Origin of the sequence: Leclercia sp. LSNIH8, assembly GCF_002920195.1 — a bacterium.
Classification (GTDB): Bacteria; Pseudomonadota; Gammaproteobacteria; order Enterobacterales; family Enterobacteriaceae; genus Enterobacter.
Map to the genome: position 1 here is coordinate 55,880 of NZ_PQJY01000007.1, position 12,682 is coordinate 68,561.

Here is a 12,682-nt window from a genome sequence, read left to right on the forward strand (position 1 = left end):
CAAGAATAAATGAGCGAGAAACGTTGATGTCGAATTCTTATGACTCCTCCAGTATCAAAGTCCTGAAAGGGCTGGATGCGGTGCGTAAGCGCCCGGGTATGTATATCGGCGACACGGATGACGGCACCGGTCTGCACCACATGGTATTCGAGGTGGTAGATAACGCTATCGACGAAGCGCTCGCGGGTCACTGTAAAGACATTATTGTCACCATCCACGCCGATAACTCTGTTTCCGTACAGGATGACGGACGCGGCATCCCAACCGGCATCCACCCGGAAGAGGGCGTCTCTGCGGCGGAAGTGATCATGACCGTTCTGCACGCGGGCGGTAAGTTCGATGATAACTCCTATAAAGTGTCCGGCGGTCTGCACGGCGTGGGCGTCTCTGTGGTTAACGCCCTGTCGCAGAAGCTGGAGCTGGTGATCAACCGCGAAGGTAAAATTCACCGTCAGGTCTATACCCACGGCGTGCCGCAGGCACCGCTGGCGGTAACGGGCGAGACGGAGAAAACCGGTACCACGGTCCGTTTCTGGCCGAGCCTCGAAACCTTCTCCAACGTGACCGAGTTCGAATATGACATCCTGGCGAAGCGTCTGCGCGAGCTGTCATTCCTGAACTCCGGCGTCTCGATTCGCCTGCGCGACAAGCGCGACGGCAAAGAAGACCACTTCCATTACGAAGGCGGTATCAAGGCGTTCGTTGAGTATCTGAACAAGAACAAAACGCCAATTCACCCGAATATCTTCTATTTCTCCACCGAAAAAGATGGTATCGGCGTGGAAGTGGCGCTGCAGTGGAACGACGGTTTCCAGGAAAACATCTACTGCTTCACCAATAACATTCCGCAGCGCGACGGCGGTACGCACCTGGTCGGCTTCCGTACGGCGATGACCCGTACCCTGAACGCCTACATGGACAAAGAAGGCTACAGCAAAAAAGCGAAAGTCAGCGCCACCGGTGACGATGCCCGTGAAGGCCTGATCGCCGTTGTCTCCGTAAAAGTGCCGGATCCGAAGTTCTCCTCCCAGACCAAAGACAAGCTGGTCTCCTCTGAGGTGAAATCGGCGGTTGAACAGCAGATGAACGAGCTGCTGAGCGACTACCTGCAGGAAAACCCGTCCGACGCTAAAATCGTCGTCGGTAAAATTATCGATGCGGCGCGTGCCCGTGAAGCGGCACGTAAAGCCCGTGAAATGACCCGTCGTAAAGGCGCGCTGGATTTAGCAGGCCTGCCAGGCAAACTGGCGGACTGCCAGGAACGCGACCCGGCGCTGTCTGAACTCTACCTCGTGGAAGGGGACTCAGCGGGCGGTTCTGCGAAGCAGGGCCGTAACCGTAAGAACCAGGCGATCCTGCCGCTGAAGGGTAAAATCCTCAACGTTGAGAAGGCGCGCTTCGACAAGATGCTCTCCTCTCAGGAAGTGGCAACCCTGATCACCGCCCTGGGCTGCGGCATTGGCCGCGACGAGTACAACCCGGACAAGCTGCGCTATCACAGCATCATCATCATGACCGATGCGGACGTCGACGGCTCGCACATTCGTACCCTGCTGCTGACCTTCTTCTACCGTCAGATGCCGGAGATCGTTGAGCGTGGCCACGTCTACATTGCCCAGCCGCCGCTGTACAAGGTGAAAAAAGGCAAGCAGGAGCAGTACATCAAAGATGACGAGGCGATGGATCAGTACCAGATCGCTATCGCTCTTGATGGCGCCACCCTGCACGCCAACTCAAGCGCCCCGGCGCTGGCGGGCGAGCCGCTGGAGCGTCTGGTCTCCGAGTACAACGCCACCCAGAAGATGATTGGCCGCATGGAGCGCCGTTATCCAAAAGCGCTGCTGAAGGCGCTGGTTTACCAGCCGACTCTGAACGAAGCCGATCTCGATAACGAGCAGGCGGTGACCCGCTGGGTCAATACCCTGGTCAGCGAGCTGAACGAGAACGAGCAGCACGGCAGCCAGTGGAAGTTCGATATTCAGCAGAACGCCGCTCAGCTGTTCGAGCCGGTGATCCGTGTGCGTACCCACGGCGTCGATACCGACTATCCGCTGGAGCACGAGTTCGTGACCGGCGCGGAATACCGTCGTATCTGCAGCCTCGGCGAGAAGCTGCGTGGCCTGATCGAAGACGACGCCTTCATCGAGCGTGGCGAACGCCGTCAGCCGGTTGCCAGCTTCGAGCAGGCGCTGGAGTGGCTGGTGAAAGAGTCCCGTCGTGGCCTCTCCATTCAGCGCTATAAAGGTCTGGGCGAAATGAACCCGGATCAGCTGTGGGAAACGACCATGGATCCGGAAAGCCGCCGCATGCTGCGCGTTACCGTTAAGGACGCGATTGCTGCCGACCAGCTGTTCACTACCCTGATGGGCGATGCGGTTGAACCCCGTCGCGCCTTCATCGAAGAGAACGCCTTGAAAGCGGCGAATATCGACATCTAAGCCGTTTGTTCCCGGTGGCGCTGCGCTTACCGGGGCTACAGGTTTCGTAGGCCCGGTACGCGTCAGCGCCACCGGGCTTTTCTTTAGATGCAAAAGAGGAATTTCCTCTCCAGACCCCATCCCCTTTCTTACCGTGTTTTTTGAGCGGAATCGCGTTAGCATGAAGCCAGACTCATTCCAACCGGGGATCCCATGGCTATCAAACTCATTGCAATCGATATGGACGGCACGCTGCTGCTGCCAGATCACACCATCTCTCCTGCCGTTAAAAATGCGATTGCCGCAGCCCGTGAGAAGGGCGTGAACGTGGTGCTGTGCACCGGTCGCCCGTATGCGGGGGTACATAACTACCTGAAAGAGCTGCACATGAATGAGCCGGGGGATTACTGCATTACCTACAACGGTGCGCTGGTGCAGAAAGCGGCCGATGGCAGCACGGTGGCGCAGACGGCGCTGAGCTATGACGATTATCGCTATCTGGAACAACTCTCCCGCGAGGTAGGCTCGCACTTCCACGCCCTCGACCGCACCACGCTGTACACCGCGAACCGCGATATCAGCTACTACACCGTGCATGAATCCTACGTCGCCACCATCCCCCTGGTGTTCTGCGAAGCGGAAAAAATGGATCCCGAAACCCAGTTCCTGAAGGTTATGATGATCGATGAACCCGCCATTCTCGACCAGGCCATCGCCCGCATTCCGGATGAGGTAAAAGAGAAGTACACCGTGCTGAAAAGTGCGCCGTACTTCCTCGAAATCCTCGATAAACGCGTCAATAAAGGCACCGGCGTGAAATCGTTGGCCGAAACGCTGGGGATCAAGCCGGAAGAGATCATGACGCTCGGCGATCAGGAAAACGACATTGCGATGCTGGAATATGCTGGCTTAGGCGTGGCGATGGAGAACGCGATCCCGTCGGTGAAAGAGGTGGCTAACTTCGTCACTAAATCTAACCTCGAAGACGGCGTGGCCTACGCGATTGAGAAGTTTGTGCTGAATTAAAGCCTGTCAGGCAAGTACGCATGTCGTACTTGCCGCCTGCTCTCATCTTTCCGTCTGAGTAATATGTGCCAGCCCGCTCTTCATAATCCATTTCCGCGTTGTGCGGGCGGTAAGAAGACGGCTTTTTAGGATCTTGCCAAACAGTTTTATGCGCAACATTCGCGTAGCGCGCCAGTAAGCGTGATGCTTCTCTTCAAAAGATTTAAGCAGCACTGAGGCGAGAAGCTCTGCGCTATCCAGCGCATAGCTGATGCCTTCCAGCGAGCTTGCGCTGATAAATCCTGCCGCTTCTCCGATCAAAAATGCATTCTCCTTACCACCGACAAAGTCCTGCCAGTGTGACGGAAACAGGACCGTGCATTTTTCTGTTTTAATCGGCTCGCCAAATGTGTAATAAAAATCTGCCATTTTGCGGGTAAGCGTATCGAAACGTTGTTTTCCATCCTTCATTGGGTATGCACCGCCGAAGATAAAAAAACCGTCTTTGCTGATGCTCCAGGAGTAACAGTCCGTCACGTCGTTATCAAAAATACACGAGTAGAACGGCACTGGATGGTTTTCCACAAACCATTGCTGAATGGCAATATATTTACGGATTTGATGTTGCGGGTAGAGTTGACGACGCACCATCGAATTCGCGCCATCCGCACCAACCAGATAACGTGCGGTGATCTGATGTTCCGCACCGTTAGCACGAAATATCACATGCCATTGATCGTCCTCGCGCCAGATCTCCCGACATAAACTATCGTGATAAACCTGCACGTCACCGGGTATAAGTGATTTGAGCCATAAATCAAAAGCATGCCGGTTGATGTTGATATAGCTGCGCTGGTAGTTGCGTGTGAGTGACGCAGCCACATCGACAGTTTTAACGCTAAAAATTTGTGGGTTGGCGATAACGTCAATCGGGAGCGTAATCCCGTCACGGATAAACGATCTCTGGGCATCAGGAGCCAGCAGACCACCACAGGGTTTGGTGAACCCTTCACTTCCATGCTGACGCTTTTTATCCAGCGCAATCACGCGCATGCTGCCGCTTAGCTTGCGCGCCAGAGTTGAGCCTGCTGGCCCAAGACCAATAATTGCTACGTCAAAGTGTTCCATTGTGTTGTTCGCATCGTTTAGGGTGGCGTTACGCTAAACCCTGAAAGTGAAGTCCTTGTGAAGTATGATTAATAAATTTGTCGCGCATCAGGGTATCCTCATGAAACAAATCACTTTCGCTCCCCGCAACCATCAGCTCACCAACACCCGTACCTGGACCGCAGACAGCCAGTGGCTGGTCTTTGACGTCCGGCCTTCCGGGGCGTCGTTTACCGGCGAAACCATTGAAAGAGTGAATGTTAAAACCGGCGACGTCGAAGTGATCTATCGCGCCAGTAACGGCGCGCATGTGGGTGTTGTCACCGTCCATCCGACGGCTGATAAATACATCTTTATCCACGGCCCGCAACATCCCGATGCTCACTGGCAGTACGACTTCCATCACCGTCAGGGGGTGGTTGCAGAGCGCGGGCAGGTGAGCAATCTTGATGCGATGGATATCACCCCGCCTTTCACCCCCGGCGCGCTGCGCGGCGGCAGTCATGTTCATGTGTATAGTCCGGACGGGCAGTTCGTCAGCTTTACCTATAACGACCATGTGTTGCACACGCTCGATCCGGCGCTGGATTTACGCAACGTGGGCGTGGCCGCGCCTTATGGCCCGGTGAAGCCTGCGGGTCACCATCCGCGGGAGTATGCCGGTACGCACTGGAGCGTGCTGGTCAGCCGTACCACTCCCACGCCGCAGCCGGGCAGCGATGAGATCAACCGCGCCTATGAAGAGGGCTGGGTCGGTAATCACCAACTGGCTTTTATCGGCGATACCCTTTCCGCCAGCGGCGAGAAGGTGCCGGAGCTGTTTATCGTTGACCTGCCAAAAGACGAACAGGGCTGGAAGCAGGCGGGCGATCTACCGCTTCAGGGCACGGCAGAGCGCATGCCCGCCCCGCCTGCCGGGGTCATGCAGCGCCGCTTAACCTTTACTCACGGCAACCGCTATCCGGGGCTGGTGAACGTGCCGCGCCACTGGGTGCGCAGCAACCCCCAGGCGACACAAATCGCATTCCTGATGCGGGATGATAACGGTGTGGTGCAGCTATGGCTGATCGCCCCGGAAGGGGGAGAACCCCGTCAGCTCACCCATAATCAAAGCGATATTCAGTCGGCCTTTAACTGGCATCCGGCGGGCCATTCACTGGGATTTGTGCTGGAGGATCGCATTGCGACCTGTGATGCGGTGTCTGGTGCTGTGACGTTTTTGACGTCCGATCACGGCAATCCGCCGTCGGGCGATGCGGTGATTTACTCTCCGGATGGGCACACCATTGCCTGGATGGAGGAGGTCGGTGGCTTCCGTCAGATCTGGGTAGCAGAAACCGGGCGCTGATCAGCGAGAGGGCATCTGAGCGGGCGGGATGACGGCGTTAGTTACCAGCGTCTTCTCCTCGCTTTGCTCCACGCGGGAGCGTACGGATTTATCGGTGCGGAAGAGATCCCACGGCAGCAGCAGCGTATCAACAACAGCAGTAAACGGCATATCCAGCACCACCAGGGATTTGGTGCCCCAGTTAGTGTCGTCATCCGCCAGCATATTCGCGCTGGCGCGTGTTCCGGGATAGGTTCCTTCTTTACCGCCGGTGTGAGACATCACGCTCGAACACCCGCAAAGCACAACCACTGCGCTGAATATCGTCAGCTTTATCAGAACATTTTTCATTATCAGTCAGTCATCATCAATGGCACGGTGCAGACCCGTAACCGGGTTTATAACGGGCCATTCTTAAAATGAATAGTTGAAAAGTACCGCTCTGTGGCACCTATCGCATTTTAACCTTACGTGCTGTAGTCCCAGTCTATGCCAGTACCCGCAAAGTGCAAAAATTCTCGCTGCGCTGCTCTTGAAAAGATCGCAAACGGACCCATTTTAAGGTTGTATCGATGAACAAACGTGCCTGAGGGGCGTTTGGGATACCCCAGCCTGTCCACGGTGGAAGGCGACAATTCTTGCTGATTTCAGGAGTTTTAACTGTATGCGTAACTTTGATCTTTCTCCGCTTTATCGTTCAGCCATTGGCTTCGATCGTCTGTTCAGCCATTTAGAAAACAACCAAAGCCAGAGCAATGGCTACCCTCCATACAATGTTGAACTGGTTGACGAAAACCACTATCGCATTGCGATTGCCGTGGCCGGTTTCGCTGAAAGCGAACTGGAGATCACCGCTCAGGATAACCTGCTGGTGGTGAAAGGCGCTCATGCAGGCGAGCAGAAAGAACGTACCTATCTCTATCAGGGCATCGCGGAACGTAACTTTGAACGTAAGTTCCATTTAGCTGAGAACATCCACGTTCACGGCGCGAACCTGGTTAACGGCCTGCTCTATATCGATCTGGAACGTGTTATTCCGGAAGCGAAAAAACCGCGCCGTATCGAAATTAATTAATTATCCGGGTCGCTTGCGCGGCCCAAATATGAATGCTTGCCGATATCGGGAGCATATGTGAATCCATAAGGATTTACAGGAATAACTGCGCACAAAATTCACCTGTGCCGAACTCGCTTCTCAGAAGGAGATTTACTATGCGTAATTACGATTTATCCCCGCTGCTGCGTCAGTGGATCGGTTTTGACAAACTGGCCTCCGCGCTGCAAAGCACCACCGAAAGCCAGACCTTCCCGCCGTATAACATTGAAAAGAGCGACGATAACCACTATCGCATTACGCTCGCGGTGGCCGGCTTCAGCCAGCAGAACCTCGATATTCAGCTGGAAGGCACGCGCCTGACGGTAAAAGGCACCCCGGAAAAACCGGCAGCTGAAACCAAATGGCTGCACCAGGGGCTGGTGACCCAGCCGTTCAGCCTGAGCTTTACCCTGGCTGAACATATGGAGGTGACAGGCGCCACCTTCACCAACGGGCTGCTGCATATCGACATCACCCGCAACGTGCCGGAGGCAATTGCCCCGCAGCGGATCGCCATCAGCGAGCGTCCGGCGTTGAACAGTTAATCCAGCTGTGTCGGGTGGCGCTACGCTTACCCGACCTACAAGACCCGCAGGCCCGCGCAAGCGAAGCGCCGCCGGGCAAAATCAAAGCCCCGCCCCGGCGGGGCTTTTTTGTGCGCCATCGCCCATACAACCCGCCCGCGCTCTGCGAAAATCCCTGTTAATAATAATGTTATTCACAGGGATGCCGTCATGAGTGATATAGCGTTAACGGTCAGTATTCTGGCATTGGTTGCGGTGGTCGGGCTATGGATAGGTAATGTCAAAATCCGCGGCGTCGGGTTTGGCATTGGCGGCGTGCTCTTTGGCGGGATTTTTGTCGGCCATTTTGCCGACCAGCTGGGCATTACGCTCAGCGCGGAAATGCTGCACTTCATTCAGGAATTTGGCCTGATCCTCTTCGTTTACACTATCGGCATCCAGGTCGGGCCCGGTTTTTTCGCCTCGCTGCGCGTCTCTGGCCTGCGCCTTAATCTTTTTGCGATGGGGATTGTGGTGATGGGTGGGCTGGTCACCGCTCTGCTGCATAAACTCTTCGCCATTCCGCTGCCGGTGGTGCTGGGCATTTTCTCCGGTGCGGTAACCAATACTCCCGCGCTGGGTGCCGGGCAGCAAATCCTGCGCGATCTGGGCATCGCGCCCGACATCGTCGATCAGATGGGGATGAGCTACGCCATGGCCTACCCGTTCGGCATCTGCGGCATCCTGCTTACCATGTGGCTGATGCGCATTCTGTTTCGCGTCAACGTTGAACAAGAAGCCCGGGAGCATGAATCCACCCTTACGCAGGGACAGGCGCTGATTAAAACCATCAACATCCGCGTCGACAACCCCAATCTGAACAATCTGCCGATTCAGGACGTGCCGATCCTTAACAGCGCCAATATTATCTGTTCCCGTCTGAAGCGCGAGCAGACCCTGATGGTGCCGCTGCCCGGCACGGTGATCCAGATAGGCGACCTGTTGCATCTGGTGGGGCAACCGGCGGACCTGCATAACGCCCAACTGGTGATTGGTCAGGAGGTGGATACCTCCCTTTCTACCCGCGGCACCGATATGCGCGTCGAGCGCGTGGTGGTAACCAACGAGAAGGTATTAGGCAAGAAAATCCGCGAACTGCAGGTAAAAGAGCGCTACGACGTGGTGATCTCCCGCCTGAACCGCGCCGGGATCGAGCTGGTGGCCAGCCCGGACGCCAGCCTGCAGTTTGGCGACATCCTCAACCTCGTCGGGCGCCCGGCCTCCATCGACGCCGTCGCCAATATGGTGGGCAACGCACAACAAAAACTTCAGCAGGTGCAGATGCTGCCGGTGTTTATCGGTATCGGGCTCGGCGTGCTGCTCGGCTCTATTCCGCTGTATGTGCCGGGGTTCCCGGTGGCGCTCAAGCTGGGGCTGGCAGGCGGGCCGTTGATTATGGCGCTGATCCTTGGTCGTATCGGCTGTGTCGGTAAGCTCTACTGGTTTATGCCCCCGAGCGCTAACCTTGCCCTGCGCGAGCTGGGGATCGTGCTGTTTCTGGCGGTGGTGGGGCTGAAATCCGGCGGCGATTTTATCGAGACGCTCGCCCGCGGCGACGGCGTGAGCTGGATTGGTTACGGCATTCTGATTACTGCCGTCCCGCTGATCACTATGGGCATTCTGGCGCGGCTTCTGGCGAAGATGAACTACCTGACCCTCTGCGGCATGTTGGCCGGTTCGATGACCGATCCCCCGGCGCTGGCCTTCGCCAACAACCTGCATCCCACCAGCGGGGCGGCGGCGCTCTCCTACGCCACGGTCTATCCGCTGGTGATGTTTATGCGCATTATCACACCGCAGCTGCTGGCGGTGCTGTTCTGGGGGATAGGTTAAACCTCTAACCCTAACCTGGCGAACTGCTCTGCCGGGGCGTCGCTCTCATGCAGGAGACGCACCAGCAGGGCAATCATCCGCGCTTCGATAGCTTTATCTTCAATCGGGCACTGCTGGTGCGGGTCGGTGTGTAAATCGAACAGCAGATGACCGACGCGATTCACCCCAGGGTATTTTTCCTGAGCCGGAATACGCAGCGTTTTAACCCCTTTGGTAAAGCGGAAGGGGGGCGCCAGCGCGATCGCCTCCAGCTCCTCCGGAGTAAAGCGGGTATTCATCTTGATGGGCATCAGGGTGTAGTTAGCGATGTCATTCTCACGCCCGGGCAGTGCGGCGCGCATATAGACATAGCGCCCGTCCGTGACGTTAACATGGCCGCTGAAGACCCCAAACAGCGCCGCGTCACGCACCGGGGTATCATCTTCAAGAATGCGGGCTAACGGACGGCCCTGAACGTCAGGCGGGATGGGCTGGTTGAAGAACTCCAGTAGCGTCGGCGCCCAGTCAATCATCTGCACCAGCGCATCTCGCTGCACCCCCTGATGGCCGCTGCGCGGATCCCAGATAAACAGCGGGTTATTCGCCACTTCGTTGTAATAGGGCATCTGGTTTTTCGCCCACCAGCCATGCTCCCCGAGCAGAAAACCGTGATCGGTGCCGACGATGAGCATCGTATCGCGCCACAGATCGTGGCGGTCCATCAGGTCCAGAATGCGACCCAGGTTGCGATCGCACATGGAGACCAGGGCGCGATAGCGGCAGCGAATATGCTCTACCGCCTCGGGGCTCTCTTCCACTTTGCCGCGGGGCCAGTCGTAGTGCGGGCCGTCCCAGGGATCCTGGTACAACGAGAGATACGCCTCGGTGGTATAAAACGGCTCGTGGGGGTCGAAGGTTTCCACCTGCAACAGCCAGCTATCCTGCTGATGGTTCTTGTCGATAAACTCGCACCCGGCGTTAAAGACCTGGGTTTGCGGGAAGTCCGCCTCCTGCTGAATGTAGTCGCGGTTGACCCAGTCGTGTCGCCAGAGCCCGGAGACTCCGCCCCCTGTTTGCTTCTGGGGCACGCGCAGCACCTGCGGGATGGCCGGGTCGGCGACGCTGGCCTTCCAGTGATCCCCCTCCTGTCCACGGATAATTTCCCATGAGCTGTAGCGGTTATGATAATTACCGCCGCCATCCTCCCAGTAATGCAGATGGTCGCTGATTAGGTGGGTATAGATGCCCGCTTTTTTCAGTAGCTCCGGCATGGAGTCGTCGAACGGCTCCAGCGGCCCCCATTCCCGGTGCAGAAAGTTATACCGGCCGGTGTGCAGCTCCCGGCGGGCAGGCATGCAGGGCATACTGCCGACATAGCTGTTGTTGAATGTGGCGCAGCGGGCCGCCAGACGCTGGAAATTTGGCGCCTGGGTGATCATATCCCCGTACGGCGGCAGATAGTGCTTATTCAGACTGTCGAAGAGCAGAATGATCGCTTTCATCGTCGCTCCTTAACGGGCCTTTACCAGATGCGGGAAATGCTCTTCAACCACGGCGTAGATCTGCTTCCCGATGGTCTCTCCGTCCATAATATTTTCGATGGGGATCAGATACTGCCCGTGCCGCGGATCGAGGCTCACCACATCAATCAGCTTTTTCGAAATAGCATAGATATCGGCCCATTCGGTAAATCCGCCGACTTCGCCGGCGGCAGTGTGCTCCATGGCGAAATTAATGTCATATTTGGCTAACGCTTTTTTCACCACCGTCTGCAACATCACGCTGCTGCCGACACCGTAGCCGCAAACAAACAGAATATTAATTTTGTCTTTCATAACGATATCCTTTTCACAATGAGATGAGTTAGCCCGCATAAGGCCCGAGGTGGAACGTTGAGGCAATAAACTTAAGCACTTCGCAAATCGCTGGCCATAAGGTCGCCCAGTCGAAAATACCGGTCCAGCCCACCCCTTCGGCGGCGAGGCCGGTTAAGGGAATGGCCCATACGGTGCCGAAGGTTTGAATAATCCCCAGCAGGAAAGTACAAATAATAACGGCGCGATAACCGCCCAGCCGGTTGGCTAATACGCCGATCGGGCCGCCTGCGAAAAATAGCGGAACAAAACCAGGCAATACCATAATCGGGCTATGGGTCAGCAGCAGGATCCCCATCGAGAAAATCGTGCCGAAGGTACAGAAAATAAAACCAAGGGTGGCGGCATTTGGGGAAAAGGGAAGTAATGCTGCAACATCGACAGCGGGAATCGCGTCGGGAATTAAACGATCCTGCCAGCCTTTAAACGAGGCGTTAATTTCCCCGACCATCATACGAACACCCTGGAGCAGGATCACCATATACATAGAGAACTGCAGGCCGAGATTAATAATATAGATATACCAGGGCTTACCTTTTGCCATGACCTGAACGTTATCAATGCCGGTGGTCAACAGGAACCCGCCGACGAACACGGTCATGACAATAGCGATGGAGGTGACGTTATGGTTAAAAATCGCCAGCCAGCCGGGTAGCTTCATATTTTCGGCATCCTGCTTCTCAGCATCGCCAAACAGGTGGGCGAATTTCGAGAAAAACCAGATCCCCAGCATCTGGTTATGGGCGATGGTAAAGCCGGCATTATTGGTGATTTTCGCCACCGGTTTGGCTATCAGGGTGGTGGCAAACGCCCAGAATACACCGGTTAAAATCCCGGCGATAATAATCGACGGTACCCAGCCAAAGCCCAGCCAGAAGACGATCAACCACAGCACTGCCTGAGAGTGAGACACCCCGGTATTGCCGGTAAGAAAAATGCCTTTCACCTTTGTGTAGCGGCCAAGTAAGACCAGCACCAGGTTGGTAAAAAAGGCCAGCACAAACACATACCCTACAAAACCGAAATTATCGCCAAGTGCAATCTGGGTTGCTGCTTTCATGGCATAGGAATCCATTAAATAACCATGAATGCCATAAGATTTACTGACCGCATCGGCAACGGGTTTAAATGTGGCTGAGAACTGAAATCCGCCAAAGAGCACCATCATTAATCCCACCATGGCGCTAACCATACCGGTAATAATTTTGATCGGCGGTTTCTTATCGAGGGCATAACCCAGTCCCACCAGCAACCCGATTAAAATAGCGGGTTCGGTTAAAAAAGATTGTATTATTGAAATGAAGTCTGAAAACATAATGCAGTCAACCTCCGTGATATTCGCTTCCAGATTAATAAAATCCACATTTTTGTTGCTTCTTATTTAATAACGGAACGACTAGTAGTGATTAAGGCAAACATGTTTGGCAGCAAATGCACTGTAATAATCATATTTAGTCATTAGAAGATTAATTTTGATTTTT

11 protein-coding genes are annotated in these 12,682 nt (G+C 55.4%); 6 read left to right on the forward strand and 5 right to left on the reverse strand.

Annotated features, from left to right (window positions below; translation table 11 throughout):
- The first annotated feature begins 26 nt into the window (after positions 1-26).
- Both gyrB and yidA read left to right on the forward strand, forming a co-directional pair.
- The gene (gyrB, locus tag C3406_RS18685) at positions 27-2,438 is read left to right on the forward strand and encodes a DNA topoisomerase (ATP-hydrolyzing) subunit B (RefSeq protein ID WP_103824250.1); all 2,412 of its coding nucleotides are present in this window, start codon (positions 27-29) and stop codon (positions 2,436-2,438) included.
- Between the two features lie 192 nt (positions 2,439-2,630).
- Positions 2,631-3,443, forward strand: coding sequence for a sugar-phosphatase (yidA, locus tag C3406_RS18690; protein ID WP_103824251.1), 813 nt, complete (start codon positions 2,631-2,633; stop codon positions 3,441-3,443).
- A gap of 42 nt (positions 3,444-3,485) precedes the next feature.
- Here yidA and cbrA read toward each other — a convergent pair whose 3' ends face one another.
- Positions 3,486-4,550, reverse strand: a complete 1,065-nt coding sequence (gene cbrA, locus C3406_RS18695) for a colicin M resistance lipid reductase CbrA (protein ID WP_103824252.1) — start codon at positions 4,548-4,550, stop codon at positions 3,486-3,488.
- 100 nt (positions 4,551-4,650) lie between these two features.
- Here cbrA and C3406_RS18700 point away from each other — a divergent pair, with 100 nt between their 5' ends.
- Positions 4,651-5,877 (forward strand): YidR family protein, encoded by a 1,227-nt coding sequence (locus C3406_RS18700; protein WP_103824375.1) that lies wholly within the window; start codon positions 4,651-4,653, stop codon positions 5,875-5,877.
- Here C3406_RS18700 and C3406_RS18705 read toward each other — a convergent pair whose 3' ends face one another.
- On the reverse strand, positions 5,878-6,210 hold the full coding sequence (locus C3406_RS18705) for a YceK/YidQ family lipoprotein (protein WP_103824253.1): 333 nt from the start codon (positions 6,208-6,210) through the stop codon (positions 5,878-5,880).
- A gap of 310 nt (positions 6,211-6,520) precedes the next feature.
- Here C3406_RS18705 and ibpA point away from each other — a divergent pair, with 310 nt between their 5' ends.
- From ibpA to C3406_RS18720, 3 genes are all read left to right on the forward strand, one after another.
- Positions 6,521-6,931, forward strand: a complete 411-nt coding sequence (gene ibpA / locus C3406_RS18710; protein ID WP_103826497.1) for a small heat shock chaperone IbpA — start codon at positions 6,521-6,523, stop codon at positions 6,929-6,931.
- A 137-nt stretch (positions 6,932-7,068) separates the two neighbouring features.
- Positions 7,069-7,497, forward strand: coding sequence for a small heat shock chaperone IbpB (ibpB, locus tag C3406_RS18715; RefSeq protein WP_103824254.1), 429 nt, complete (start codon positions 7,069-7,071; stop codon positions 7,495-7,497).
- A gap of 189 nt (positions 7,498-7,686) precedes the next feature.
- Positions 7,687-9,348: a putative transporter gene (locus tag C3406_RS18720; protein ID WP_103824255.1), complete on the forward strand. Its 1,662-nt coding sequence runs from the start codon at positions 7,687-7,689 to the stop codon at positions 9,346-9,348.
- Here the strand turns inward: C3406_RS18720 and C3406_RS18725 are convergent.
- From C3406_RS18725 to C3406_RS18735, 3 genes are read right to left on the reverse strand one after another with little or no spacing between them, the layout of a single operon-like run.
- The gene (locus tag C3406_RS18725) at positions 9,345-10,829 is read right to left on the reverse strand and encodes a sulfatase (protein WP_103824256.1); all 1,485 of its coding nucleotides are present in this window, start codon (positions 10,827-10,829) and stop codon (positions 9,345-9,347) included. The genes C3406_RS18720 and C3406_RS18725 overlap by 4 nt on opposite strands.
- Before the next feature lie 9 nt (positions 10,830-10,838).
- Positions 10,839-11,162 carry a PTS sugar transporter subunit IIB gene (locus C3406_RS18730; RefSeq protein ID WP_103824257.1) on the reverse strand — a complete coding sequence of 108 codons (324 nt, stop codon included), beginning with the start codon at positions 11,160-11,162 and terminating at the stop codon, positions 10,839-10,841.
- 28 nt (positions 11,163-11,190) lie between these two features.
- Positions 11,191-12,516 (reverse strand): PTS sugar transporter subunit IIC, encoded by a 1,326-nt coding sequence (locus C3406_RS18735; protein WP_103824376.1) that lies wholly within the window; start codon positions 12,514-12,516, stop codon positions 11,191-11,193.
- Between the last annotated feature and the right edge of the window lie 166 nt (positions 12,517-12,682).

Excerpts from the sequence above, each read along its gene's own strand:
- gyrB (WP_103824250.1), top strand. The coding sequence starts at position 27 with ATGTCGAATTCTTATGACTCCTCCAGTATCAAAGTCCTGAAAGGGCTG.
- yidA (WP_103824251.1), top strand. The coding sequence starts at position 2,631 with ATGGCTATCAAACTCATTGCAATCGATATGGACGGCACGCTGCTGCTG.
- cbrA (WP_103824252.1), bottom strand. The coding sequence starts at position 4,550 with ATGGAACACTTTGACGTAGCAATTATTGGTCTTGGGCCAGCAGGCTCA.
- C3406_RS18700 (WP_103824375.1), top strand. The coding sequence starts at position 4,651 with ATGAAACAAATCACTTTCGCTCCCCGCAACCATCAGCTCACCAACACC.
- ibpA (WP_103826497.1), top strand. The coding sequence starts at position 6,521 with ATGCGTAACTTTGATCTTTCTCCGCTTTATCGTTCAGCCATTGGCTTC.
- ibpB (WP_103824254.1), top strand. The coding sequence starts at position 7,069 with ATGCGTAATTACGATTTATCCCCGCTGCTGCGTCAGTGGATCGGTTTT.
- C3406_RS18720 (WP_103824255.1), top strand. The coding sequence starts at position 7,687 with ATGAGTGATATAGCGTTAACGGTCAGTATTCTGGCATTGGTTGCGGTG.
- C3406_RS18725 (WP_103824256.1), bottom strand. The coding sequence starts at position 10,829 with ATGAAAGCGATCATTCTGCTCTTCGACAGTCTGAATAAGCACTATCTG.
- C3406_RS18730 (WP_103824257.1), bottom strand. The coding sequence starts at position 11,162 with ATGAAAGACAAAATTAATATTCTGTTTGTTTGCGGCTACGGTGTCGGC.
- C3406_RS18735 (WP_103824376.1), bottom strand. The coding sequence starts at position 12,516 with ATGTTTTCAGACTTCATTTCAATAATACAATCTTTTTTAACCGAACCC.